The 24,804-nt window shown below is 69.4% G+C and carries 18 protein-coding genes; 10 read left to right on the plus strand and 8 right to left on the minus strand.

Going from position 1 to position 24,804, the window contains the following annotated elements; translation table 11 throughout:
* Nucleotides 1–112 precede the first annotated feature (112 nt).
* The 5 genes from JJ691_RS23755 to JJ691_RS23775 all read left to right on the plus strand — a co-directional run bounded on the left by JJ691_RS23755 (nucleotide 113) and on the right by JJ691_RS23775 (nucleotide 9,367).
* The gene (locus tag JJ691_RS23755) at nucleotides 113–3,154 is read left to right on the plus strand and encodes a type I polyketide synthase (protein ID WP_211770916.1); all 3,042 of its coding nucleotides are present in this window, start codon (nucleotides 113–115) and stop codon (nucleotides 3,152–3,154) included.
* A gap of 22 nt (nucleotides 3,155–3,176) precedes the next feature.
* On the plus strand, nucleotides 3,177–4,349 hold the full coding sequence (locus tag JJ691_RS23760) for an acyl-CoA dehydrogenase family protein (protein ID WP_211770917.1): 1,173 nt from the start codon (nucleotides 3,177–3,179) through the stop codon (nucleotides 4,347–4,349).
* Complete coding sequence (locus JJ691_RS23765; protein WP_249228141.1) at nucleotides 4,346–5,542, plus strand: cytochrome P450; 1,197 nt, start codon at nucleotides 4,346–4,348, stop codon at nucleotides 5,540–5,542. Before JJ691_RS23760 ends, JJ691_RS23765 begins: the two co-directional genes overlap by 4 nt.
* Before the next feature lie 231 nt (nucleotides 5,543–5,773).
* Entirely contained in the window at nucleotides 5,774–6,916 is a 1,143-nt protein-coding gene (locus tag JJ691_RS23770) for an HNH endonuclease signature motif containing protein (RefSeq protein ID WP_211770918.1), read from the plus strand.
* Nucleotides 6,917–7,411: 495 nt separating this feature from the next.
* Nucleotides 7,412–9,367, plus strand: a complete 1,956-nt coding sequence (locus JJ691_RS23775) for a cytochrome P450 (RefSeq protein WP_211770919.1) — start codon at nucleotides 7,412–7,414, stop codon at nucleotides 9,365–9,367.
* 9 nt (nucleotides 9,368–9,376) lie between these two features.
* Here the strand turns inward: JJ691_RS23775 and JJ691_RS23780 are convergent, their stop codons facing one another.
* On the minus strand, nucleotides 9,377–10,204 hold the full coding sequence (locus JJ691_RS23780) for a helix-turn-helix domain-containing protein (protein ID WP_211770920.1): 828 nt from the start codon (nucleotides 10,202–10,204) through the stop codon (nucleotides 9,377–9,379).
* A 127-nt stretch (nucleotides 10,205–10,331) separates the two neighbouring features.
* Between JJ691_RS23780 and JJ691_RS23785 the strand changes: the two genes are divergently transcribed.
* Nucleotides 10,332–11,156, plus strand: coding sequence for an SDR family oxidoreductase (locus JJ691_RS23785; RefSeq protein WP_211770921.1), 825 nt, complete (start codon nucleotides 10,332–10,334; stop codon nucleotides 11,154–11,156).
* Here JJ691_RS23785 and JJ691_RS23790 read toward each other — a convergent pair.
* From JJ691_RS23790 to JJ691_RS23800, 3 genes are read right to left on the minus strand one after another with little or no spacing between them, the layout of a single operon-like run.
* The gene (locus JJ691_RS23790; protein ID WP_211770922.1) at nucleotides 11,153–12,376 is read right to left on the minus strand and encodes an MFS transporter; all 1,224 of its coding nucleotides are present in this window, start codon (nucleotides 12,374–12,376) and stop codon (nucleotides 11,153–11,155) included. The two genes, JJ691_RS23785 and JJ691_RS23790, sit on opposite strands and share 4 nt — an antisense overlap.
* Nucleotides 12,377–12,382: 6 nt before the next feature.
* Nucleotides 12,383–13,378, minus strand: a complete 996-nt coding sequence (locus JJ691_RS23795) for an aldo/keto reductase (RefSeq protein WP_211770923.1) — start codon at nucleotides 13,376–13,378, stop codon at nucleotides 12,383–12,385.
* 11 nt (nucleotides 13,379–13,389) lie between these two features.
* A complete protein-coding gene (locus JJ691_RS23800; protein ID WP_211770924.1) occupies nucleotides 13,390–14,259 on the minus strand; it encodes a helix-turn-helix domain-containing protein in 870 nt (289 codons plus the stop codon).
* Nucleotides 14,260–14,470: 211 nt separating this feature from the next.
* Between JJ691_RS23800 and JJ691_RS23805 the strand changes: the two genes are divergently transcribed.
* A complete protein-coding gene (locus JJ691_RS23805) occupies nucleotides 14,471–17,254 on the plus strand; it encodes a tetratricopeptide repeat protein (protein ID WP_211770925.1) in 2,784 nt (927 codons plus the stop codon).
* Between the two features lie 98 nt (nucleotides 17,255–17,352).
* Here JJ691_RS23805 and JJ691_RS23810 read toward each other — a convergent pair whose 3' ends face one another.
* Nucleotides 17,353–18,225: a helix-turn-helix domain-containing protein gene (locus tag JJ691_RS23810; RefSeq protein ID WP_211770926.1), complete on the minus strand. Its 873-nt coding sequence runs from the start codon at nucleotides 18,223–18,225 to the stop codon at nucleotides 17,353–17,355.
* Between the two features lie 71 nt (nucleotides 18,226–18,296).
* Here JJ691_RS23810 and JJ691_RS23815 point away from each other — a divergent pair, with 71 nt between their 5' ends.
* Nucleotides 18,297–19,394, plus strand: a complete 1,098-nt coding sequence (locus JJ691_RS23815) for an NADP-dependent oxidoreductase (protein WP_211770927.1) — start codon at nucleotides 18,297–18,299, stop codon at nucleotides 19,392–19,394.
* Between the two features lie 251 nt (nucleotides 19,395–19,645).
* On the opposite strand, the gene JJ691_RS23820 is transcribed toward JJ691_RS23815, so the two are convergent.
* Nucleotides 19,646–20,599 carry an aldo/keto reductase gene (locus JJ691_RS23820; RefSeq protein WP_211770928.1) on the minus strand — a complete coding sequence of 318 codons (954 nt, stop codon included), beginning with the start codon at nucleotides 20,597–20,599 and terminating at the stop codon, nucleotides 19,646–19,648.
* A gap of 128 nt (nucleotides 20,600–20,727) precedes the next feature.
* On the opposite strand from JJ691_RS23820, the gene JJ691_RS23825 reads away from it, so the two are divergent.
* The gene (locus JJ691_RS23825) at nucleotides 20,728–21,648 is read left to right on the plus strand and encodes a helix-turn-helix transcriptional regulator (RefSeq protein WP_211770929.1); all 921 of its coding nucleotides are present in this window, start codon (nucleotides 20,728–20,730) and stop codon (nucleotides 21,646–21,648) included.
* Nucleotides 21,649–21,714: 66 nt separating this feature from the next.
* Here JJ691_RS23825 and JJ691_RS23830 read toward each other — a convergent pair whose 3' ends face one another.
* On the minus strand, nucleotides 21,715–22,377 hold the full coding sequence (locus JJ691_RS23830) for a GntR family transcriptional regulator (RefSeq protein WP_211771675.1): 663 nt from the start codon (nucleotides 22,375–22,377) through the stop codon (nucleotides 21,715–21,717).
* Between the two features lie 180 nt (nucleotides 22,378–22,557).
* Between JJ691_RS23830 and JJ691_RS23835 the strand changes: the two genes are divergently transcribed.
* Nucleotides 22,558–23,571, plus strand: a complete 1,014-nt coding sequence (locus JJ691_RS23835) for a YbhB/YbcL family Raf kinase inhibitor-like protein (RefSeq protein ID WP_211770930.1) — start codon at nucleotides 22,558–22,560, stop codon at nucleotides 23,569–23,571.
* A 195-nt stretch (nucleotides 23,572–23,766) separates the two neighbouring features.
* Here JJ691_RS23835 and JJ691_RS23840 read toward each other — a convergent pair whose 3' ends face one another.
* Nucleotides 23,767–24,804 carry a YncE family protein gene (locus JJ691_RS23840; RefSeq protein ID WP_211770931.1) on the minus strand — a complete coding sequence of 346 codons (1,038 nt, stop codon included), beginning with the start codon at nucleotides 24,802–24,804 and terminating at the stop codon, nucleotides 23,767–23,769.

A 24,804-nucleotide genomic window follows, 5' to 3' on the forward strand; every position in this document is an offset into this window, starting at 1 on the left:
TGTCACCTGTCGAAAATGACGATCCGTCTTGTCGGGAAGATAACAGGCGAGACGGAATGAACCAGCACGTGAGTTATCGTCGGCCCGACATTAGGCGTACTGGGAGTCCTGGATGACTGAACACGGGAAAGCGCTTGCTGGGGGCGGGCCGGTCGCCATCGTCGGCATCGGCTGCCGCTTCCCCGGCGCGACCGGCCCCGACGAGCTGTGGCGGCTGCTGCGTGAGGGCCGCGACCAGGTCGGCGAGGTGCCGCCGGACCGCTACGACGTGGACGCGGTGTACGACCCGGAGCCCGGCGTGCCGGGCAAGTCCGTCGCCCGACGGGGCGGATTCCTGTCCGAAGTGGACGGCTTCGACGCGGCGTTCTTCGGGATTTCCCCGCGCGAGGCGCAGACCATGGACCCGCAACAGCGGCTGCTGCTGGAGACGGCGTGGGAGGCGGTGGAGGACGCCGGCATCCGGCCGGCCGACCTCGCCGGCAACCGGGCCGGGGTCTACGTCGGCCAGGCCATGAGCAACTACTGGGACCTGCTCAGCCGAGCCGGCGTGCTCGACATCCACTCCGGGGTGAACTCCGGCACTCGGGCCGCGCTGCCGGGCCGGCTGTCGTTCTTCTTCGACCTGCGCGGCCCCAGCATCTCGCTGGACACGGCGTGCTCGTCCTCGCTGGTCGCGGTGCATCTGGCCATGCAGAGCCTGCGCTCCGGCGAGTCGAACCTGGCGCTGGTCGGCGGCGTCAACATGATCCTGCAACCGCACGAGACGGTGGCGCTGTCCCAGGGCGGGGTGCTTTCGCCGGACGGCCGCTGCAAGTTCGGCGACGCCTCCGGCAACGGCTATGTGCGTGGCGAGGGCGTAGCGGTGCTGGCGCTCAAGCCGTTGGAAGCAGCTGTGACCGACGGCAATCCGGTGTACGCGGTGATCCGCGGCAGCAGCGTGATCGGCGACGGCCGTGGCAGCGGCTACCTGATGACGCCCGCGGTGAGCGGTCAGGAGGAGATGCTGCGGGCGGCCTACGCCGACGCGGGCATCGAGCCTTCGACCGTCGACTACGTCGAGGCGCACGGCACCGGGACCTCGGTCGGCGACCCGGTCGAACTCGGTGCCCTGGGCACGGTTCTGGGCGCCGGCCGGCCCGCGGACCGGCCGCTGCTGGTCGGCTCGTTGAAGACCAACATCGCGCACGCCGAGGCGGCCGCCGGGCTGGCCGGGCTGATCAAGGCGGCGCTGGTGCTCCGGCACCGGGTCGTGCCGCCGAGCCTGCATCTGAACCGGCCCAACCCCTCGATCCCGTTCGACGAGCTCGGCGTCACGATCCCGACCAGGCTCACCGAGCTGCCCGACCGGGGCCGGCCGGCGATCTCCGGGGTCAGCTCGTTCGGCATCTCCGGGGCCAACGCGCACGTGGTGCTCACCGAGCACGTGTCGTCCTGTGGCCCGGAGCTCACCGGCCCGGCGCCGCTGGTGTTGTCGGCGGCCACCGAGCCGGCCCTGGACCAGCTACGCAAGTCCTATGTGGACTTTCTCCGGAGCACGGACCTGCCTCTGGGCGACATCTGCTTCACGGCGGCGAAACACCGTCAGCACCAGGAATTCCGGCTGGCCGTGACCGGTCGGACCCGCGAGGAGCTGGCCGAGCAGCTGGACAACCCGCTCGCCGCGACCGCCCCCAGCCCTTCGCGGCGGCCGAGAATCGCCTTCGTGTTCCCGGGGCAGGGGTCGCAGTGGGCCGGGATGGGCCGCGAACTCCATGCCCAGTCCCCGGTCTTCGCCGAGCAGCTGACCTTGTGCGACGAGGCCGTGCGGGCCGAGACCGGGTGGTCAGTGCTGGAGCTGCTGCTCGGCGAGGACACCGGATGGCTGACCGAGCTGGACCGGATCCAACCGGTGCTGTGGGCCATGGAGGTGTCGATCGCCGCTGTCTGGCGGCACTGGGGCGTCGAGCCGGACGTCGTCATCGGGCACAGCATGGGTGAATCGGCCGCCGCCTACGTGGCCGGGGCGCTGAGCCTGGCCGATGCGGCGGCGGTGATCTGTCGACGTAGCCGACTGTGCAAGCAGATCGCCGGCCAGGGTGGCATGGCCACCGTGGAGCTGTCGGAGGCCGAGGCTGCCGACGCGATCTCCGACTACGCCGACCGGGTGGCGATCGCCGCGCTGAACAGCCCACGTTCCACGGTGCTGTCCGGGGATCCCCTGGCGCTGCGGGAGATCCAGCAGAAGCTCGATCGGCAGGGTGTGTTCTGTCGGCTGGTGGACGTCACCTTTGCCTCGCACAGCCCTCAGGTGGATCCGCTGCGGGAGCCGCTGCTGGCCGAGCTGGCCGGTCTCCAGCCGCGGGCCGGTTCGGTGCCGATCCACTCCACGGTGATCGACGAAGTGGTGGACGGTTCGGGCCTCGATGCCGCGTACTGGGTGCGCAACCTGCGTGATCCGGTGCGGCTGGCATCTGTGGTCCAGGCCACGAGCGACGCCGTGTTCATCGAGATCAGCCCGCATCCGGTGCTGCGGACGGCGTTCGAGGGTCTGCGGGTCGTGCCTTCGTTGTACCGCAACGAGTCCGAGCTGGCGGCGCTGGCTCGGGGGTTGGGTGCGCTGCACGGCCACGGGTACGAGGCGGACTGGGACAAGGTGTTCCCAGCCGGGTCCCGGTGTGTGCGGCTGCCGCGGTATCCGTGGCAGCGGGAGAAGTACTGGTTCGAGGCGCCGGCGGCGAATCCCATAGCTCCGGAGACGACCTTGGTTCCCTCCACTTCTTCCCCCATCATGATCGACTTGCCTGGCACTGCCGCCTTGGTCGATGCCGGTGGCCGCACGGTCGCCGAGCTTCCCGGCCTGCGCCTACGCTTCACGGTCGCCGGCACGACAGCCCTTCCCCAACCGCCGGTTCTCGCACCGGTTCCCCAGCCACAACCCGAAGCCCCGACCGACGCTGACGGCTTCGTCGCCGCGCAGATCGCCGAGTCGCTGGGCATGCGCACCGTTCCCGCTGACCGTCCGCTCAGGGCGATCGGCCTGGACTCGCTGATGGCGTCGCGGCTGCGGACCAGGGTGAACCGAACACTCGGCACGGATCTGCCGCTGACCGATTTCCTCGGCGAGACAACACTTCGCGGACTCACCGCCGCTGTGCGGGCCGCACTCGCGAACTGACACCAAGAAGGAGAGCACAACAGTGGACTTCAGCCTCGGGCCGGAAGCGCTCAAGTGGCGCGAGGTCGCGCGGGAGTTCGCCGCCAAGGTCGTCCGACCGGTCGCGGCCGACCTGGACGCGCAGACCGACCCGCAAGACGCCTGGTCGTGGGAGATCATCGAGCAGGCCGACGCCCACGGCCTGCGCCAGGCCCCGCTGCCGAGGATTTACGGGGGCAGCGGCACCGACCACGTCACCAATGTCACTGTGCTGGAGGAGATCGCCGCCGCGGACCTGGGCATCGGCGTGGTGTTGGGCGTGCACTGGAAGATCGCCCAGATGTTCCACGCCATGGCCACCCCCGAGCAGCGCGAGCGCCACCTGTCGCGGATGGCGGCCAACCCGCGCGGCCTGTTCGCGGCCTCGGTGACCGAGCCGGCCGCCGGCTCCGACAACTTCCTACCCTACACCGGTCCCAACGGCGGGCTGCGCACCCGGGCCGAGCGGGTCGACGGCGGCTATGTGATCAACGGCGTCAAGCACTACATCTCCAACGCCAACCGGGCCGAGATCATCCTGTGCTACGCCCGCACCGGCGAGGCCGGCATCACCGGCTTCATCCTGCCGGCCGGCACCGAGGGCGTGCGCATCGGCAAGGTGCACGACAAGTGCGGCGAGCGCACCGCCAACAACTCGGAGATCTTCTACGACAACGTGTTCGTGCCGGACGCCGACGTGCTCGGCGCTCCGGACACCGCCCGCCAGGACGCCATCTCGGCCATGCGGGCCGGCAACACCTACGCGGCCGCGTGCGCCCTCGGCATCGCCCGCGAGTGCTTCGACCGCACACTTTCCTTCTGCCGCACCAGGATCCAGGGCGGCAAGCCGATCATCGAGCACCAGGCCGTCGGCTCCTACCTGGCCGACATGTACGTCAACGTGGACGCCTCGCGCACCTACGTGCTGCGGGCCGCCAGCGAGGCCACCCGGACCGAGGGCTACGACCCGGCGCTGAGCATCATCCCCAAGCTGCTGGTCTCGGAGCGGACCTTCGACTCAGCCCGGCGGGCCATGGAACTGTGGGGCGGGGCTGGCGTGATGCGGGAGAACGGCATCGAGAAGCTGTTGCGGGACGCGGCGATCTGGCTGCACTCGGACGGCACCAACATCATCATGCGGGAGAAGCTGGCCGACCTGCTGCGGGCCGCGTCGTGACCATCCAGGACTACCCGATGGCCCGGGCCAGCCACACCTTCGACCCGCCCGCGCCGTTCGCCTTGCGCCGCGACGATGATCCCGTCGGCAAAGTGCGGCTGTGGGACGGCACCACGCCGTGGCTGATCACCCGTTACGCCGACGCGCAGGCGGTGCTGACCGACGAGCGGTTCAGCGCCGACCCGAACACTCCCGGCTTCCCGTTCATCACGCCGGCGGTCAAGGCCAACCTGCGCTTCCGGCAGCTGATGATCCGCGACGACGACCCGCAACACGGGCGGCTGCGGCGGATGCTCAACAAGGACTTCATGGCCCGGCGCATGGAGTTGCTGCGCCCCTCGGTGCAGCACCTCGTGGACGGTCTGGTCGACGACCTCGTCGCCGGCGGGGAGCCCGGCGACCTGGTCAAGACGTTCGCCATTCCCCTGCCGTCCATGGTGATCTGCCTGCTGCTCGGTGTGCCCTACGAGGATCACGACTTCTTCCAGCAGCGCACCCTCCGCGTCGCCGACCGCCGGACCTCCGAGGAGGGCGTGCGGGCCGCCAACCAGGAGCTCACCGAGTACATGGTGCGGCTGGTCGCGGCCAAGGACGCCGACCCCGGCGACGACCTGGTCAGCCGGCTCGTCGTCGACCAGTACCGGATCGGGGCGATCACCCAGCAGGAGATCGCCGACCTGGCCCGGATGATCCTCGTCGCCGGGCACGAGTCCACCGCCCACATGACCGCCCTCAGCGTGCTGGCCCTGCTCCAGCATCCCGAGCAACGAGCCTTGTTGCAGGCCGATCCGACCACCGTCCCCAACGCCGTCGAGGAGTTGCTGCGCTACCTCACCGTCGTACACAACGGTCTTCCTCGGGCGGCTCGTGAGGACGTGGTGATCGGCGGCCAGCTGATCAAGGCCGGCGACGGGCTGCTGGTGGCGTTGCCGTCGGCCAACCGGGACCACGCAGCCTTCCCCGACGGCGACCGTCTCGACATCGGCCGTCCCTCCCCTCGCCACCTCACCTTCGGCTTCGGCATCCACCACTGCCTCGGCCACTACCTGGCCCGCATCGAGGTGCAGGTGGCGCTGGAGACCCTGTTCCGTCGGCTGCCGGATCTGCGGCTCGCGGTTCCCTTCGACAGCCTCGAGTTCCGCCACCAGATGGCCGTCTACGGCGTGTTCGAACTCCCGGTCGCCTGGTCCTGATTCTGCCGGCGCGTCATCGGATTCGTCGGGATCCGATGACGCGCCGCAGGTCAGTCGTGCTTGCGGGCCCAGGCCGGCAATGGCAGCTCGGCCGGATCGAGATCGCCCTGGCACGGGCGTTATGGCTGACCGAGCGGCTCAGCACCTCATGCATGCCCGCTACCGTAGCCTCGACACTGTGCCGAGCGCCGATCACCAAAGCCGTTGTCTGGCAATGGGTTTCACTCGTTCGTGGGTCGAGTTGGATCTTGCGGTGGGCATAGAATTGCTGGTATGGAAGCAAAAGTCGCTCGTTTGATCGAATACGAGCGGGGTATCCGTCGGGCGCAGGCCGAGCGGTTGCGGTTGATCGCCGAGTTGAACGTGGACGACTGGGCCGTCATCGACATCGGCATGGCGTTGCAGCTCTCGCCCAGCAACGCCTCCTCGCTTGTCCAGTGGGCCACCCGCGTGGCCACACTGTTTCCGGATGTGTTGGAGGCGATGGAGGCCGGGGTGATCAGTGAGTGGTCCGCCCACGGGCTGGTCGATCCGACCGAGGACTACACACCAGAGTTGGCGCAGAAGGCCGTCGCGAAGACGTTGGAGACGGCGGAGGGCCGGTGCTGTCAACAACTCCGGCGGTCGGTGCAGCGCCGGTTGCAGCGCGCGGATCCTGCTGGGCATGCCCGGCGGTGTGCGGGGCGGCGGCGGGGTCGGAAGGTCGAGCTCTACGACGAGGACGACGGGATGGCCGTCCTGAAGTCCGAACAGCCGGTGGAGGTCGCTCAGGCGATGTACACCAAGATCGACCGGCTGGCCCGCGCGGAACCCAAGAACGGCAGGTCGATGGACGCGGTTCGGGCGGACGTGTTGGCCGCCTTGGTGTTGGAAGAACCGAAAAGTGCCGGTTCGAAGGCGTTGATCCAGGTCACCGTGCCCATCACCGCGTTGTTGGGTGTCGATGATCGGCCGGGGCAGCTCGATGCTGGTCAGTTGATCCCGGCAGAGGTCGTGCGGGACTTGATGTCCCAGCCTGGCACGGTGTTCCACCGGCTGCTCACCGATGGGGCCGGCAACTTGTTGGAGTACAGCCCGGGGATGTACCGGCCGAAGGCGGAGGTGGACCGGTTCATTCGCACCCGGCACAGGACGTGTGTGATGCCCTGTTGTTCGCATCCGTCGCGGTCGTGCGACCTCGATCATGCGGTGGCGTGGCCGGAAGGCAAGACCACGGGCACTAATCTCGGGCCGTTGGACCGTAGGCATCACCGCTACAAGCATGCGACCAAAGCGAAGGTCACCATCGCCGAGGATGGGACCGCCAGCATCCAGACGCGGTGGGGGCAGACCTACAGCACCAAGCCAGATCCGTTGGATGAGCCGCCGTTCTGATCCAAACCGCCACGACCACCGGACCTGCCACCGCCAGACCTGTGCCGTTGGCGGGAACCGTTGAATGAGAACCGTTCTGAGATCGTATCGACGGCCCCTTCCCACAATTCCATAACATCACAGACCCTTGGGCTCGTGATCCGCTGCCGCGGCCACGACGGCCGACTCCTTCCCCAAAGACTCCTGTGTGCCGCCGCGGCCTTGCCACCCGGCACCGTGGTTGCGGTCCGTAGGTGCGCGCGTCAGGTGGGTGCGTGGGTTCGGCGCGAGTTACGTCGTGGGTGCGTTGGGGGTGCGTGTGTTGGTTTTGGTTCTGCTCTGGACTTGGCTTGGGTGGGCGGAGATGCTGCCGGTATGGGCTCTGCGGATGGGGTTGGGATCACGGTGGCGGGGTTGGATGCGGATCCGTATCCGATCTATGCAAGGTTGCGGCGAGAGCGGCCGGTGGTGTGGGTGGGCTGGGCGAGGGCGTTTTTTGTGACCAGGTGGGAAGACGTGCGGGCGCTGGCGGCGGAGCCGGGGACGTACAGCGCGGCGGTGGAGGACTCGCCGCTGACGGAGGCGATCGGGCCGAATCTGTTGCACAGCGAGGGCGAATGCCACCGGAGGCTGAGGAAGCCTTTGACGGACAGGCTGAGGCCGTCGGTGATTGCCAAAGGGATGCGAGCCGTGGTGGAGGGGGTGGTGGACGAGCTGGTGGAAGGGCTGGAGGCGGGGAGGGTGGTGGATCTGATTGGGGAATTCGCGCAGCCGCTGGCGATTCGGGTGTTGACGGAGGCAACGGGGTTGCCGAAGGTGCCGGCGGAGACAGTGCTGGGGTGGTTAAACGGGATCGCGGCGGGGGCGTCGAACTACGAGGGGGACGAGGAGAAGAGTCGGCTGGCGGAGGGGGCTGGACGCGAGGTGGACGAGATGCTCCGGCGGCGGGTGGACGAAGGGGTGCCGGCAGGGAGCATTCTGTCGGCGTTGCTGGCCACGGGGGCGACGTTCAGTGAGCTGGCGGCGACAGTGAAGCTGCTGATCGTGGGCGGCATGCAGGAACCCAGAGACCTGTTCGGCTTCGCGATGGGGGCCTACGTGGAGCGGGCGGAAGTGCGAGAAAGGGTGCGGGAGGACGAGGGGGCGGTGGGGGCGCTGATCGAAGAGGCGCTGCGGTGGGGATCGCCGGTGGGGACAGTGACACGGCGGACAACGAAGGCGGTGACACTGTCCGGAGTGGACCTGCCGGCGGGGGCGGTGGTGGCGGGGGTGCTGAGCTCGGCCAACCGCGACGAGCGGCGCTGGGACAACCCGGACGACTTCGACATCGACCGAAAGGACCTCCAGCACATCGCGTTCAGCGCGGGCCCGCATGCGTGTGTGGGGGCGAGCCTGGCGAGGCTGGAGGCGCGGGTGGCGGTGGCACGGCTGGTGGAACGGTTCCCGGACCTCAGTCTGCAAGAGCCGATCAAGGTGCACGGGTGGGAGTTTCGCGGGCCGGTGGCGCTGAAGGTGACGCTTCGGGGGCGGGCATCGGTGAAGAGGGCGCGGGAAGGACGCCTGCTGCGGGTTGGTGCTGTGGAGGCGTTGACGGATGATGTTCGATTGCTGACGTTGATGCCGGCGGATGGGCGACGGCTGCCCGAGGTGGAGCCGGGTGCGCACATTGACCTCACCACGGGCGAGGGCAAGCGGCAGTACTCGCTCACGGGGACGGGCACCGATCGCTGGCAGATTGCGGTGCGGCGGCGGGAGGACGGGCGCGGCGGGTCGGTCTGGGTGCACGAGCGGGTGGCGGTCGGCGACACGCTTCGGGTGGACGGGCCGCGCAATCACTTCCGGTTGACAGACGCGCCGGAGCACGTGTTCATCGCGGGCGGCATCGGGATCACGCCGATCGTGCCGATGGTGGCCCGGCTGCGGGAAACCGGTCGGCGGTGGCAGTTGCACTACATTGGACGGTCGCTGGCCGAGATGCCCTTCCGCGAACTGTTGGCCGGGCCGGAAACGACCCTGTGGACGACGAGGAACGATGGCCGGCCGTCGTTGTCGGCGCTGATGAACGGCTTGCCCGATGGGACCGCGGTGTACTGCTGCGGGCCGGCGTCGCTGATCGACGAGATCGAGCAGTTGGACGTCTGGTCGCGGCTGGTGCTGACGGTGGAGCGATTCGCGCCCCGGGCGCGCGATCACGGGACCCAAGACGACAAACCGTTCGACGTCGGCCTGCGCGACGGTCGTACGGTCCACGTGGCCGCGGGTTGTTCGGTGCTCGATGCCTTGCGGGACGTGGGCGTGCTGGTGCCGTCCACCTGCCGTGAAGGAACCTGCGGCTCGTGCGAAACCGCTGTCCTGGAGGGCGAAATCGACCACCGCGACAGTGTGCTGAACCCGCAGGAACGAGCCAGCAGCGACACCATGATGGTATGCGTGTCCCGGGCGCGTTCACACCGCCTGACGCTCGATCTCTGACAAAGCGGCTCACCCCGCAGTGATCAGCGAGCCGAGCAGGGCCAGCGCCTGGGCCGAGGGTGTGCCCGGCTCGGCGTGATAGACAACGATCACCAGGTTGTCGGTGCCGGTGACGGCGAGCTTGTCCCGGTGCAGGATGAGCTCGCCGACCTGAGGATGACTCAGCCTGGTGGTGGCGCTGCGCCGACGGCGGATGTCGTGACGGGCCCACAGGCGGCGGAACCGTTCGCTGGCCAGGGAAAGCTCGCCGATCAGCTCGGCCAGCCGCGGATCCTCGGTGTCGCCGCCGATGACCGCCCGCAGCTGGGCCACGACCTCGGCGGTGCCCTGCTCCCAGTCCGGATGAACACGCCGGGCCTCGGGATCGGTGAACAGGGCCCGCAGCCGGTTGCAGCCCGGCGCCAGGTGCGGGGACAGCGCCACGGCCAGCGGATTGGCGGCCAGCACGTCCATGTACTTGTTCTGCACGAACGCCGGCATGGTCAGGGACCGCACCAGCTGCTGGATGCTGGCCGGCACCCGTTCGACCTTGGGCCGGGGCCGGCGACGGGACTTCGGGCGGGCCAGCTCCCGCAGGTGGGCGGCGCCGGCCTCGTCCAGCCGCAGCACGTCGGCCAGCGCGTCGAGCACCTGGGTCGACGGCGTCCGGTCCCGGCCCTGCTCCAGCCGCAGGTAGTAGTCGGCGCTGATGCCGGCCAGCATGGCCACTTCCTCACGCCGCAGACCGGAAACGCGACGGATCCCGGCCGACCGCATGCCGACGTCCTCCGGGCGCACGAGCTCCCGCCGCGCCCGCAGGAACTCCCCGAGCGCGTTGCCGGCCTCCCGTGTGTCCATGCCTTCGACGCTAACCGCCGCGGCCCGGCGGTGGGTGGTCCTGACACTCCCAGGAACTTCTCGGCACTCCCTCGCTCGATGGCCGCGCCGCATGCTCTGAGCAGCCAAGACATGAGGAGTGAAAGCAATGCGGACATGGTTCGTCACCGGCGTCAACAGCGGCTTCGGCCGGCAGCTGACCGAGCAGCTGCTGGGCCGCGGGGACCGGGTCGCCGGCACCGTCCGCCGGGCGGGCTCGGTGCGTGACCTGCAGGACAAGTACGGCGACCAGTTCTGGGTGGCCCACCTGGACGTCACCGACACGCCGGCCGTGCGGGTGGTCGTCGACCGCGCGTTCGGCGAACTGGGCCGCGTCGACGTCGTGGTCAACAACGCCGGCTACGGCCTGTTCGGCGCGGCCGAGGAGGTCACCGACGAGCAGATCGACCACATCCTGGCCACCAACCTGGTCGGCTCCATCCAGGTCACCCGGGCCGCGCTGCCGCACCTGCGGGCCCAGGGCGGCGGGCGGATCATCCAGATCTCCACCTACGGCGGGCAGGCCACCAACCCGGGCGCGTCGCTGTACCACGCCAGCAAGTGGGGCATCGAGGGCTTCATGGAGTCCGTCGGCAAGGAAGTCGCCCCGTTCGGCATCGAGGTCACCATCGTCGAACCCGGCGGCGCCCGCACCGAATTCCGCTTCGACAGCCTCCACACCGCCACGCCCATGCCCGCCTACGACGCCTCCCCCGCCGCCATGACTCGTGGCGCCGACGACCGCGGCCGCCCCTCCCTCGGCGACCCGGCCAGGATGGCCGCCCGCATCATCGCGAGCGCCGACCAGTCCGCCGCCCCGAAACGCCTCGTGCTCGGCAGCGACTCCTACCGCTTCCTGCACGCCGCCCTGTCCGAACGCCTCGCCGACGTGACAGCGCAACAGGAAACCGCTGGACTGACCGACTTCGCCTAAGCGATCGCCCGCATCGACCGCAGTGGCGAGAACACCGCGACCGCCACGCCCAGCAACATCACCACACTGCTCACGATCAACGTCAGGCGCAGGTCGAGCGACCCCAGCACGCCGCCCAGAAGTGCGCCGACGGGCTGCAAGCCGTAGACGAGAAACCGCCACGTGGCGTTGACTCGGGACAGCAGGTCCGGTGGCACCAACGTCTGCCGGAGGGTCTGCTGGTTGACTCCGAACAGGGACGGCCCGGCGCCGCGCAGCACCTGGGCCAGCCCGACCACGGCCAGCACCACCGGCAATGGGCCGCTGGCCAGCACCAGAACCAGCCCGGCCAGGGCCGAGATCAGCATGCCGGCGATGAAAGCCGGCCCGGGGCCGAGGCGGCGGGTGATCGGCGTGGCCACAACCGCCGACGCAACGCCGGCCACGCCGACGACGGTGATCGCCAGGCCGACCAGCCCGGAGGAGAGTTTCAGGCCCTGCACAAGGAAAAGCACCAGCACGACGTTCTGCATCTGCCCGGCCAGCGCGCCCAGCGCGGCGGCGACGATCACCACCCGCACGGTGGGCTGGGTGAAGACGGCCCGCAGCCCCACCGCGATCTCCGCGGCCAGCCGCCGTTCGGTCGCTCGCGGCGGCGGACCGGGCGTGCTGATCCGCGCCTTGAAAAAGGCGGCCACAGCAAAGGAAACGGCGTCCACCACCAGCGCGAACGGCGCCGCGAACACCGTGACCAGCGCGCTGCCGACGGCCGACCCGGTGGTGTTCACGGTGGCGTTGCTGGCCATCAGGGTGCTGTTGGCCGACAACAACTGCTCGCGGGGCACCAGGTGCGGGGTGAACGACTGTGCCGTCACGTTCTCGAACAGGTTGGCCACGCCGGCCAGCACCACGATCACGTAGAGGTGCCACAGGCTCAGCACCCCGAGCCAGGCCAACAGCGGCACCGCACCGACCAGGATGGTCTGCGCGATGTCGGCGGCGACCAGGATCCGCCGATACGGCAACCGATCCACCCACACCCCGGCCGGCAACCCGAACACGAAGTGCGGGGCCAGGGTCGCCACGCCGAGCAGGCCCATCTGGAACGGCGAGGCGTGCAGATACACCACCGCCGACAACGGCAGCGCGACCGCGGTGACGCTGGATCCCAGCAAAGACACCGAGTTCCCGATGAACAACCGGCGGAAGTCGGCGTGCCGCCGGGCCAGGACGTGCTCCATGGGGTGCTACAGCTCCATCAGGGCGAGGCTCGCCGCGGTGTTCCGATCGCCGATGACCTCGTCGGGCTGGATGGCCTCGTCCAGCTCCTTGACCAGCCGGGCCGACAGCACGATCTCGGCCGCCGCGGCGTTCTCCTCGACGTGCCGGCGGCTGGTGCTGCTGGGGATCGGCACGATCCCGTCGTCCTTGGCCAGCAGCCAGGCCAGGGCCAGCTGCGCCGTGGTGCAGCCGACCTCCTCGGCGACGGCGCGCACTCGTTGCACGAGCGCGAGGTTCTGGCCGAGGTTGCCCTGCTGGAAGCGCGGCTGATGCCGCCGCAGGTCGTTGGGCTCCAGGCCGTCCAATGTGGTCAGCGCACCGGCGAGCAGGCCCCGCGCGACCGGCGCGTAGGCGACGACACCGACGCCGAGTTCCCGCGCGGTGGGCAGGATCCTGTCCTCGATGTGGCGGCTGAGCAACGAGTACTCGCTCTGCAGGGCGGCGATCGGATGGATCTCGTTGGCCTGGCGCAACGTCTCGGCACTGACCTCGGACAGCCCGAGATGGCGCACCTTGCCCGCCTGGACCAGCTCCTTCATCGTCAGCACCACCTCCTCGATCGGCACGTGCGGACTGCGCCGGTAGAGGTAGTACAGGTCGATGTGGTCGGTCTCCAGCCGGGCCAGCGACTCGTCGACCGAGCGCCGGATGTAGGCGGGCGAATTGTCCACGACCCGGTCGTCCCCGCTGCCGGCGAAGCCGAACTTGGTGGCCAGCACGACGGAATCCCGCCGTCCGCGCAGGGCCCGCCCGACGAGCAGCTCGTTCGCGGACTCGCCGAAGGACGGCGCGCCGAAGGACGGCGCCGTGTCGATGAGGGTCATCCCCCGGTCGATCGCCCGGTGGATGCTGCGGATGCCCGCCGACTGGTCGGCCTGGCCGTAGAACTCCGACATGCCCATGCAGCCGAGTCCGATGGCGGAGACCTTGAGTCCCGATTCCCCCAGTTCACGCCGGTGCATCGACCGTGGCCTCAACGCTGCGCGGCGCGCTCGACGAAGACGCGCGAGTCGTCCGGGTCCAGCGCCATCGAGCTGAGCAGTTCGAACTCCTGCACGTACTGGTGCACTTCGCGCTCCGTGTCGATGAAGAAGAATCGGGTCTTGTTTTCCAGGTAGACGACGTCCGGGGTGTTGGTGGCCATCGACTCCAGGATGGAGAACGAGCCTGCGGTCACCGGCGGGATCCCGGACTTGAAGCGCAGCACCTGGATGGTGACGTTCGGCCACGTCGAGAGTTCGGCCAGCCGCCGGAACTGCGCACGCGTGACGCTGTTGTCGATCCGCCCGTCGGCGGTCCGGATGGGCCGCCGGAACGCGGCCTCGTCGATGACGGCGGACAGCCGCATGGGCGGGTTCTCCCGCCGCAGCACCGCCTGTCTGCGGCGGTTGATGTCGATACGCCGGTCGATCTCGGTCGGCGCGGGCACCTGCAGGGTCGACTGGATGACGTGCCGCGAGTACTCCGGGGTCTGCAGCAGGGCGTGCGGGACCAGCGCGCAGTAGCACCGGAGTTCGGCGGATCCCGCCTCCAGCTTGATCAGGCTCGAGTATCCGGACGACAGGCTGTTCGCGTAGGCGTCCCACCAGCCCTGCGTCCGGGCCGAGGCGGCCAGCCGGCGCAGGTGCTCGGCCTTGTCGTCGGGCGCCTCGTACAGACCGAACAGCGACTCGAGATCATCCTGGCCGATGCCGATCCGTCCGGTCTCGATCCGGGAGACCTTCGAGGTCGACCAGCCCAGCCGCGCCGCGACGTCCTTGCCGGTCAGGCCGACGGTCATGCGGAGCAGTCGGAGTTCCCGCGCCAGCTGACGCTCGCGCGCGGACGGTGCGTCCTGCGACATGAACGAACGCCTTCCTCTCCGGAGCCCTGCTCGCCGACTCTCGCGATACTCCTCGCAAAAGGATACGGCACAACCTGCCCGGTAACGCCCGTGCAATATTGCAATCACACTATCCCGCTTCCTGACCCTGGCTCATCCTTGTGGGCACCCGCCGCGTCCCGACGTCCCACCCCACAGACGGCTCGATCACTCCTCGGGAGGAGGACCGGCCATGTTCCAGGGCTATCCGGAAGTCGTTGGCAGCACTGCCCGCTCGACCGTGTCGGACATCGAGGACGGCCTCGTGCCCGACCCGCGCTGGGAGACGGGCTCCGGCCCCGTGTCGCCGGTCCGCGCCATTCGTTCGGTGGACCGGCGCCAGGCGGTGCACCGAACGATTCTCGTCGTGGACGTCGAGGGGTTCGGCCACCCGCAACGGACCAACAACGACCAGGTCGTGGTGCGGGGCGGGGTGTACCGAGCGCTGCGGATGGCCTTCGACGCGGCCGGAATCCCGTGGGACAGCTGTGAGATCGAGGACCGCGGGGACGGCGTGTTCGTGCTCGCCGGGGCGGAGGTGCCCAAGGCCGCGTTCGTCGACTCGCTGCCCAAGGCCCTGGCCACGGCGCTGCACCGGCACAACAACACCCACCTGGCCCCGGAACGGATCCGGCTGCGGATGGCGCTGCACGCCGGCGAGATCGCCTACGACGACTTCGGGGTCACCGCGAAGTCGATCAACCTGGCGTTCCGGCTGCTCGACGCGCCGCCGCTGAAGGCGGCCCTGGCCGGCTCGCCGGGGGTGCTGGCGCTCATCGTCTCGTCCTGGTTCTTCCACGAGGTGGTTCGCAACAGCCGGATCGAGGACGCGATCACCTACCGGCACGCCGACGTCACCGTCAAGGAAACCGCGGTGCGGGCCTGGATCTGCCTTCCCGACCACCCCTACGCGCCGGCCGACGCGCCTCTTCCGGCGCGGACCGCGCCGGTGCCGGTGCCCCGTCTGCCGGCCCGTCCCCGATCGTTCACCGGGCGGACCCGAGACCTGGCCTCGCTCACGAAGTCGTTGCCCACCAAGGCGGACGGCGCCGTCACGATCATCGCGATCGTCGGCATGGGTGGCGTCGGCAAGACCTGGCTCGCCCTGCAGTGGGCCCACGAGAACGCCCACCTGTTCCCCGACGGGCAGTTGTACGTGAACCTGCGCGGGTTCGACCCGTCCGGCACGCCGGTGGAACCGGTGGAGGCGGTGCGCGGATTCCTCGACGCGCTACGGCTGCCGCCGGCGTCGATCCCGTTCGACGCCGAGGGGCAGGCGGCGCTGTACCGGGACACGGTGGCGGACCGGCGCATGCTGATCGTGCTGGACAACGCCAGGGACAGCGGCCAGGTGGCGGCGCTGTTGCCCGACAGCCCGAGCTGCACGGTGCTGATCACCAGCCGCAACCAGCTGACCGGGCTGGTCACCACCCATGACGCCCGGCCGCTGGCGCTGGACGTGTTGGACGCCCCGGACGCCAGGAACCTGCTCGCGAAGCGCCTGGACCCCGACCGGGTCGAAACCGACCGGACCGCGGTCGACGAGCTGGTGACCTACTGCGCCGGCCTGCCGCTCGCCCTGGGAATCGTGGCGGCGTGCGCGGCCACCTACTCAGAACTTTCGCTGTCGTTGCTGGCCGCCGAGCTCGGCGAGGCGTCGGCCCGGCTGGACGCTCTGGACGGCGGCGAGCTCACCTCGAACCTGCGCGCCACGCTCTCCTGGTCCTACGAAGCGCTCGCCCCCGAGGCCGCCCGGGTGTTCCGGCTACTCGGCATGGTCCCGGGCCCCGACATCGGACTGCCCGCGATCGCGGTCCTGACCGGACTGCCGGCCAGCCGGGTCACGGCGCTGCTCCGGCAGCTGGAGAACGCGCATCTGGTGCAGCGACAAGGCTCTCCTCGCTGCCGTATGCACGACCTGGTCCGGCTCTACGCCGCCGAGCGGGCCGCCGAACCGCGGTCGGGCGGGACACCAGCCCTGCGGCAGCTGGTCTCCTTCTACATCCACGCCAGCTACGTCGGCGAGCGACTCCTGTACCCGCACCGCAAGCCGATCGACATCGGCGAACGGCCGAGCCACTTCGCCATCCCCAACTTCCCCGACGACGCCTCGATCCTGTCCTGGTTCGACGTCGAACACGCCGGTCTGCTCGCCGCACAGCAGGCCGCGGTCCGGCACGGCTGGCCGGAGCTGGCCTGGCAGCTGGCCTGGACGATGCACGGCTACCTGTTGCGGCGCGGGCACTTGCACGAGCAGCTGACGACCTGGCGAATCGCGCTCACCGCCGCGCGGCAACTGGGCGACCGCGCACTCGAAGGGCACGCGCACCGCCTGCTCGGCCAGGCCCACGCTCGGGCCGGAATGCGCACCGAGGCCGCCTCCCACCTGCACCGCGCGCTCGACCTGGCCAGCGAAGCCGGTGACACGCATGGGGAAGCCCGCGCGTACTACGACCTCACCTGGGTGTGGCGGCACGTGGACGACCGCCTGGCACTGGACTACGCCGACCGGGCGTTCCGCCTGTTCCGGACGCTGGACAATCCGGTGTGGGAGGCGGAGGCGCTCAGCATGGTGGGCTGGCACCAGGCGCTGCTCGGCGACTTCCAGCAGTCCAGGGCCTCCTGCGAGCGGGCGCTGGCCCTGTTCGTCCGGCACGGCAACCGACAGGGCCAGGCCGTCACCCTCGACTGTCTCGGCTACATCGAACACCGCCGCGGCCGGCACGAGCGGGCCCTGGTCCGCTTCCAGGAATCCCTCAAGCTGTGCCGACACCTCGGCGCCACCTACTACGAGGCGGACACCCTCGACCACCTGGCCCGAACCCACGCCGCGCTGGGACAACACGCCGAGGCCCGCGAGGCCTGGCAGCGTGCCCTGGACCTGAGCCGCGCTCAGCATCGGATCACCGACACGAACCGCATCACCCGTCAACTGGCGGCCATGGACGGCGAGACGGCCGCAGTGCCGGCACCATGAGACGCAGAAACGAAAAACAGCCGACGAAGATCGTCGGCTTGCTCATCCACTGACGCGCATTGTCACCGCATATCCCGGTGGACGAAGAGAAATGTGGTTCAGCCGTGTCGCTCGGCCGAGGGGCGACGCGAAAGGCCGTTGTTTTCGGCCTGCGTCAGTGAGGACGACCCCAGAAGCGCCAGCTTTTCGTCGTCCGAGGAGCCAGCCTCCGCGTGGTAGATGACGAGAGTGAGGCCGTCCGTTCCGCTGATCGCGAGCCTCTCACGATGCAGACGCAACTCGCCCACCTGTGGGTGGTCGAACGGGACCGAGGTAGCGCGCTGCGCCGCCACGTCGTGGCGGTTCCACAGGGCGCGGAAGCGCGGGCTCGCCAGGCAGAGTTCTCCGATGAGCTCGACGAGGCGCGGGTCGTCGGTGTCGGTGCCCACGGACCGGCGGAGGCTGGCGGCGTAGCACGCTGTGGTCCCGTCCCAGTCCAGGTGGAGGGATTGCTCCGCCGGGTCGAGAAACACGTCGAGCAACTGGTTGCCCCCAACCGACAGGCGCGGCGACAGCGCGGTCGCCACGGCGTTGGCGGCCAGGATGTCGAAATAGCGGCCCTCAACAAACGCGGGATACGGCAGGGGCGGCAGGAGCTTGACGGTACTGGCCGGCACCGTCTCGGTCCGCGGCCTGCGCCGCGTCCGCCGGGGCTTGTCCGCCCCCAGGCTCAGCAGGTGGGCCGTGTGCTCGTCGTCGAGTTGGAAGACACGGGCGATGGATTCGAGAACCTGCACGGACGGATTGCGCTCGCGTCCCCGCTCCAGGCGCAGGTAGTAGTCGACGCTGATCCCGGCGAGCATGGCAACTTCTTCGCGCCTCAAGCCGGGCACCCGCCGTCCACCGAGATCGGGGACGCCCGCCTGCTCGGGCGGGACAAGCCCGCGGCGGGCGCGGAGGTATTCGCCCAGGTGGTTCGGCTTGTCGGTCATGAAAGCACGGTAACTCGCGGGTGATCGGGCCTGGGAGGACCTGTCACTACCCGGGTCCGCGAGAGCACTGGTTGGGTCCCGGCGGGTGGCGTTCTGTCGAGGACACACCAGTTGGCCCGCCCTACGAGAGGCAGACAAGCGTGAGCGCGCGCGTGAATCGGCAGATCATCTTGGCGGCACGGCCGCACGGAAACCCGAAGGAGAGCGACTTCGAGATCGTGGAGCGCCCCGTGCCCGTCCCCGGCGACGGACAAGTGCTCGTTCGCAACATCCTGGTCTCGCTGGATCCCTTCAACCGCATCCTGATGGGGAACGCGAACAGCGACCAGACGCCCATCGCGCTCGGCGACACGATGTTCGGCTTCACGGTCGCCGTCGTCGAGCAGAGCGACAATCCCGCGTTCGCTGTCGGTGCCCACGTCGCCGGCTTCACCGGCGCCACCGGTTGGCAGGATTACGCCGTGTCCGACGGGTCGGACCTTCGGGTGGTCGATCCGGACGCGGCGCCGTTGGCGGCGAACCTCGGCGTGCTCGGCGTGACGGGCCTCACGGCCTGGGTCGGCCTGACCAAGATCCTGGACCCGAAGCCGGGTGGAACGCTCGTCGTCACCGCTGCGGCCGGCGCCGTCGGCTCGGCCGCGGCTCAGATCGGAAAGCTCCGGGGATACCGGGTCGTGGGGATCGCGGGCGGGCCCGAGAAGACCCGCCACCTGCTCGATGATCTCGGTCTGGACGCCGCCGCCGACTACAAGGCGCCCGACTTCGCCGAGCAACTCGCCCGCGCCGTGCCCGATGGAATCGACACCCTCTACGAGAACGTGGGTGTCGCCCTGTTCCCCGCGCTGCCGGCGCACCTGAACCGGAACGCGCAGGTCGCCCTGGGCGGCGTCATGTCGCAGATCACGCGCACCGGGGCTTTCGAGGGACCGGACCATCTGCCGGACCTGCTGCGGGCGGCCATCTACAAGACCCTCACCATCCGCGGCTTCAACGTGACCGAGTTCTACGACTACTACCCCGAATTCCTCGCTGATCTCGCCCCGGCCGTCGCGACACAGAAGCTGCACTACAGCACACACGTCATCGAAGGGCTGGAGGCAATCCCCGTCGCGTTCCCGGAGATGTTCACCGGCCGCGTCGCCGGCAAGATGATCGCGAAGATCGGCTGAGACAGGCACCGGTCCGGCCCGCGGGGTGATCAGCTGAGTTCGATGGCGGTTCGTTGCCATCGAATCCCGCTCGATCGTCACGCCTCACGACGTGGGTGGCGGTGGTGGGCCTGGCGGAGTCACGCAGGTTTGTCATCTGCACGAAACGCGCACAGCGATGCGGTTCCGGTCGAGCAGCAGTTCCTTGGCCTCCCAGTGAAGGTTCGGAACGGCGTCGATGCTGTGCTTCATATCGGCGATGACGACGACTGCTACATGTCGTGCTCCCAGCTGCCGCGCGTGTCGACGTCCGCAGCATCCGCCAGCGCCTCCAGCTCCGCGATCTCCTCGTCGGCGAGCTCGATGCCGCGAGCTCGGACCAACCCGTCGAGGTAACCCGCCTTCGTGACCCCGATGATCGGGGTGGTCCCCTTGACGATGGCCCAGGCGGTGGCGACGTCGGCGGCGGACGCGCCTCGGTCCTCGCCGATCGCCCCCATCCTGTCCGTCAGCGCCTGCAACTGGGGCAGGATGCCGTTGTACACAGCCGCCCGGCTGCTGCCCTCCGGCAACGGATGGGCCGGGCTGTACCTGCCGGTCAGCGCCCCTTGCTCGAGGACCATGTAGGAAAAGAACCGCACGTCGTGCTCGCGGCAGTGATCAAGAATGCCCGCCCGCTCAGAGTTCCGGTACAGGAGACTGCAGTGGTTCTGGACCGCCTCCACACGGAAGCCGGCCTCGCCGAGGATCTGATCGGCGAGAGCGATCTCCTTCATGTTGTGGTTCGAGACGCCGACATGCTTGATCCTGCCGCTCCGCAGCAGCGGAATCAGAAGCGGCGTCCAACGGGCCACGTCGGCAGGGTTGTGGATCCAGTACAGATCCACATAGTCCGTACCCATTCGGTCGAGGCTCTGCTCCAGCATGTCCGCGACCGGATCGTCGCCGTCGCCCGCGACCTGCGGGGTGAACTTCGTCGACAGCTGGTACTCGCTGCGGGCGTAGCCCTTCAGCGCCTGAGCGAGGACCGTCTCCGAGTGGCCCATGCCGTACACCACCGCGGTGTCCCACAGGGTGAACCCGTTCGATTGCGCCTTCTCGACGACCTCTCGCAGGCCGGACGCGGTCAGCTGACTGCCGAAATAGCCGTCGCCCACTTCGCCGCTGTCTCCCCAGGCCCACGTGCCCAGCGCCACCGCCGGCGCTGTCAGCGTCTTGCTCGTCATGTCCCCTGCCTCCATTGCTTGTTTCGATCCCCAGGAGACCGCGATCGCCGCCACCGGAGAAGGTCGCGTTTACAGGGGGTATGACCTCAACCCCCCTCGCGCCGTGACCAGCGGCTACCGTGAATGACATGGACCAGCAGCCCGGGAACCGCGGCGAAATCCGGCACTTCCTTGCCAGCCGGCGCGCCAAAATCACCCCGGCGCAGGCCGGACTGCCGACCAGCGCCCGTCGCCGGGTCGCCGGGCTGCGGCGCGAGGAGGTCGCCGTCCTTGCCGGTGTGAGCACGGAGTGGTACACGCGGCTGGAGAAGGGTCACATCGGCGGCGTGTCCGAAGACGTCCTGGACGCGGTCGCTCGCGCCCTGCGACTGGACGACAACGAACGCACTTACCTGTTTGACCTGGCCCGGTCATCGCGGCCCGAGAGTCGCACGCCATCGCGTCGCAGGGACGTCGAGGTCCCGCCCCGGGTCCAGTGGCTGCTCGACTCCATGACGATGTCCTCGGCGTTCGTACGCAACGGCCGCACGGACGTCGTCGCCAGCAACCCCCTGGCCCGAGCCCTGCACGCGCCGATGTTCGACAGCGCCACCGTCGACCAGCGCGGCCGCCCCAACATCGCCCGCTACATCTTCCTCGACCCCGGCGCACATGACTTCTTCGTCGACTGGGACGCCGCCGGCAATGCCACCGCCGCCCTGCTGCGCGCCGAGGCCGGGCGCGAGCCCCGCGACCGGGCACTGCGCGAACTCGTCGGCGAGCTGTGCACCCTCAGCCCCGAGTTCCGCGGCCTGTGGGCCATGCACGACGTCCTGATCCGCCACGACGGCATCAAACGGCTCCAGCACCCCGACGTCGGCCACCTGGAACTGACCTTCCAGTCCCTCGACCTACCCCTGTCCGGCCGAGCCGTGCACAACCTGATCACATACACCGCCGAACCCGGCACCGCATCCGAAGACCGGCTCAAACTCCTCGCCAGCTGGGCAGCTACGCAATCTCGGGCGGCAGAGCCCACCCGCCACTCTCCTCAGCCCGGGCCGCTCTGATCCGTCGCGGTTCGCGCGGCCGGGAATCCGGGGTACGAACTCGACCGGCCGCGCTGCTGAGGCGCGTCAGGCTTCCGTCGTGGGTTCGTGCTGGGTGCGGTCGGCCAGTCCGGCCGCGGTCAGGGTGAGGTGCTGGGCCAGCGCCGCGGCTGCGGCGTCGGCATCGCGCGCCAGCGCGGCATCCTCCAGCCGGCGGTGTTCACCGAGGTGGTCCCGGTCGGGGGTGCGGTGGGCCGACCAGCGGCGGGCGAGTTCGCTCGCGGTCCACATTCGGTCGAAGGTCTCCAGAAGGATCGCGTTGCCGCATCCCTCCAGCAGGGTGCGGTGGAAGATCCGGTGCGCTTCGGCCCATGCGTCGCTGTAGTGCTCGCCTTCCCCGGGGACGAACGCCGGGGTGCGGGCGAGACGGTGATGGGCGGCCCGCACGCGGGACTCCCAGTCCAGGTCACCGCGCTCGATGGACATGCGCAGGAGAACAGGTTCGACGGCCCGCCGAGCCTCCGCGATCTCCTGCCAGCGATGATCGGAGAAGGCCGGGACAGCGAAGCCACGGTTCGGCAGCCGGTCGGCGAGGCCCTCGCCAACCAGACGCACGAGTGCCTCGCGCACGACGGCCAGGCTCACGCTCTGTTCCTTGGCGAGATCCTGCGGTTTGAGGGCATCACCGGGTGCGTGGGCGCCGTGCATGATCGCGTCCCGCAGGTGCGCATAGACCTGCTCAGAGAGCATGGGCTTGCCCCGCGAGGTCGTGGCACCCGTCGTTCGCGTCATGGCCAGAGTATAGACAGGGCGAGAGATAATCGATTATCTGTGATATGGTCGATCCGGAGGCCGAGAGGCGAGGGCCGGGCCTCCCGACGAGACCCCACCCTCGGCACGTCACCAACGCGGCAGGAAAGGAACGACGCGATGAGCGCCAACGACCCGTTCGCCCGCCTCCCCGAGGCAGCTGCCTTCACCGTTGCCAGCACCACGATCACCGACGGTGCCGCCTGGTCGCTTGAGCAGCTCTCCGCCAGCATCCCCGGCGGGAAGGACATCTCCCCGCAGCTGTCCTGGAGCGGCGCTCCCGATGGCACCAAGAGCTACGCCGTCACCGTCTACGACCCCGACGCCCCAACCGGGTCCGGGTTCTGGCACTGGGCGGTCGCCGACATCCCCGCCACCGTCACCGAGCTGCCCGAGGGCGTGGGCGACGACACCGGTTCGGGCCTGCCGGAGGGCGCCTTCCAGCTACCCAACGACGCCCGCCTCGCGCGTTTCATCGGCGCCGCCCCGCCGGCTGGGCACGGCCCGCACCGCTACTTCGTCGTGGTGCACGCCCTTGACGTCGAGTCCATCGGTATCCCGGCCGACGCCACCCCCGCCGTCCTCGGCTTCACCATGACCTCGCACGTCCTCGGTCGCGCTGTCCTGATCGCCACGGCGGAAACGCCGCGCCCGGACGACAACACGGAACGGATCGAAGTCTCCCGACTCGTACCGGTCCCCGCCAGCGCCATCTTCGCCGTCCTGGCCGATCCGAAGGGTCATGTGGACATCGACTCGTCGGGAATGCTCATGGACGCCGAAGGGGCGCCGGTCACACAGCCCGGCGACCGGTTCGTGGTCCACATGGACCGGGAAGCGCTCGGCGACGTTCCGCTGGGGAGGTACGACGTCGAGGTCGTCATCACCAAGCTCATCCCGGGCGAGGAGATCGCTTGGACCGTCGAGGGCCGAGTCCGACCGCATGCCCGCCACATCTACGGCTACCGGCTGGAACCGGCCGAGGACGGCACCCGCGTCACCTCCTACTACGACTGGTCGGAAGTCGACGAGGAGTGGCGCAAGCGCGTCGACTTCCCGGTGATCTCGGAGTCCGCCCTCAAAGCAACCCTGGGGATCCTGGAGCGCACCGCCCGCCGGAACGCTGCCGTCTGAATGGTTGCTGCCGGCGCCTGGTCGACAGTCTCGAACGTCCGCCTCGGTGGAGTCATCCATGAGTACAAACACGCGGCCTGACCAGCATGGACATGGTTTCCGACACGCACAGCCCCCATCGACCGCTGACCTCCGGAACGAAAGAAGCGATCCCACCCGCCGAGGCAGATGGGATCGCTCAACCGACCGCTGTGATCAGCAGAGCAGCGTGCATGGCTCCGTCGGGTCGAGCACGACCGCCAGGCCGGGAGCGCCGCCCGCGGTCTGCTGGGTGACGACGAACAGCCGCTTGTTGTCCGTGGTCCAGGCCAGGCCCCGGCTCGCCGTGGTGCTGTCGCCCAGGCCGACGGCGTTCACCGGCGTGGTGCCACCGGACTTGAACACGAGCACCTTGTGCGCGGATGTGTAGGCGCCGGTGGCGACGTACCCGCCGTCGGCGGAAATCCTTACCGCGTCAGGGAAGTGCCCCGTGGCGTACGCACCCCGGCCGGACAGGTCCGCAGTCGCCAGCCCCGCCACGTGGTCCTCCGAGCCTGCCGCCGTGTACAGCGTCGCCCCGTCCGGCGTCACGGTGACGTCCTGTACGTCGCTACCGGTCACCGTGCCCGATGCCCCGGCCTGCAATGCACCCGCGTTCACCGTGTAGACGTCGGTGGTGGACAGGCTCAGGTTCGGCTGCGTCGCCACCACCGGCCCGTTCTCCGCCGCCGCCACCAGCGGCGCCCCGTTGAACACCGCGTTTCCCTGCTGCCCCAACGTGATCGCCGGCGTCGCCGCCGCCGTGTCCAGCCGACCGATGCCGCCCGACCAGTTCCCGTCGCAGCCGTAGCCGAGCCACACGTACTGGCCCGTCCGGGCCAGCGTCGTCGGGCACGTCTGCGCCGGCGTCGCGTACCTTGCTGTCTCCGTGAACTTCACCGTGTCGATCGCCGCCACCGCGTCACCCGCCGCCAGCGCCGCGTACAGCGTCGCCCCGTCCGCGCTCAGCGCCAGCCCCGTCGCCCCGAACTCCCCGGTGATCTGCTTGACCACGTCCCCCGAGAAGTCCGTCACCACGATCGAGTTGCCCGTCGGCCCACCGCTCACGAACACGTGCTTGTGCGCCTGGTCCACCACGATCGCCCCGAACCCCGGCAGCGGCAACGCCCCGCCGACATTCGCCTGCGCCGCAACCGGCGCCACCACCATCGCCGTGGCGGCCAACGCCACCGCGAGTAAGCCCCTTGCCTTCAT

The organism is Kutzneria sp. CA-103260 (assembly GCF_018263855.1).
GTDB lineage: Bacteria > Actinomycetota > Actinomycetes > Mycobacteriales > Pseudonocardiaceae > Kutzneria.

Excerpts from the sequence above, each read along its gene's own strand:
- JJ691_RS23800 (WP_211770924.1), bottom strand. The coding sequence starts at position 14,259 with ATGTCGCAGGACGCACCGTCCGCGCGCGAGCGTCAGCTGGCGCGGGAA.
- JJ691_RS23835 (WP_211770930.1), top strand. The coding sequence starts at position 22,558 with ATGAGCGCCAACGACCCGTTCGCCCGCCTCCCCGAGGCAGCTGCCTTC.
- JJ691_RS23785 (WP_211770921.1), top strand. The coding sequence starts at position 10,332 with ATGCGGACATGGTTCGTCACCGGCGTCAACAGCGGCTTCGGCCGGCAG.
- JJ691_RS23805 (WP_211770925.1), top strand. The coding sequence starts at position 14,471 with ATGTTCCAGGGCTATCCGGAAGTCGTTGGCAGCACTGCCCGCTCGACC.
- JJ691_RS23755 (WP_211770916.1), top strand. The coding sequence starts at position 113 with ATGACTGAACACGGGAAAGCGCTTGCTGGGGGCGGGCCGGTCGCCATC.
- JJ691_RS23840 (WP_211770931.1), bottom strand. The coding sequence starts at position 24,804 with ATGAAGGCAAGGGGCTTACTCGCGGTGGCGTTGGCCGCCACGGCGATG.
- JJ691_RS23780 (WP_211770920.1), bottom strand. The coding sequence starts at position 10,204 with ATGGACACACGGGAGGCCGGCAACGCGCTCGGGGAGTTCCTGCGGGCG.
- JJ691_RS23825 (WP_211770929.1), top strand. The coding sequence starts at position 20,728 with ATGGACCAGCAGCCCGGGAACCGCGGCGAAATCCGGCACTTCCTTGCC.
- JJ691_RS23830 (WP_211771675.1), bottom strand. The coding sequence starts at position 22,377 with ATGCTCTCTGAGCAGGTCTATGCGCACCTGCGGGACGCGATCATGCAC.
- JJ691_RS23790 (WP_211770922.1), bottom strand. The coding sequence starts at position 12,376 with ATGGAGCACGTCCTGGCCCGGCGGCACGCCGACTTCCGCCGGTTGTTC.
- JJ691_RS23795 (WP_211770923.1), bottom strand. The coding sequence starts at position 13,378 with ATGCACCGGCGTGAACTGGGGGAATCGGGACTCAAGGTCTCCGCCATC.
- JJ691_RS23810 (WP_211770926.1), bottom strand. The coding sequence starts at position 18,225 with ATGACCGACAAGCCGAACCACCTGGGCGAATACCTCCGCGCCCGCCGC.
- JJ691_RS23820 (WP_211770928.1), bottom strand. The coding sequence starts at position 20,599 with ATGACGAGCAAGACGCTGACAGCGCCGGCGGTGGCGCTGGGCACGTGG.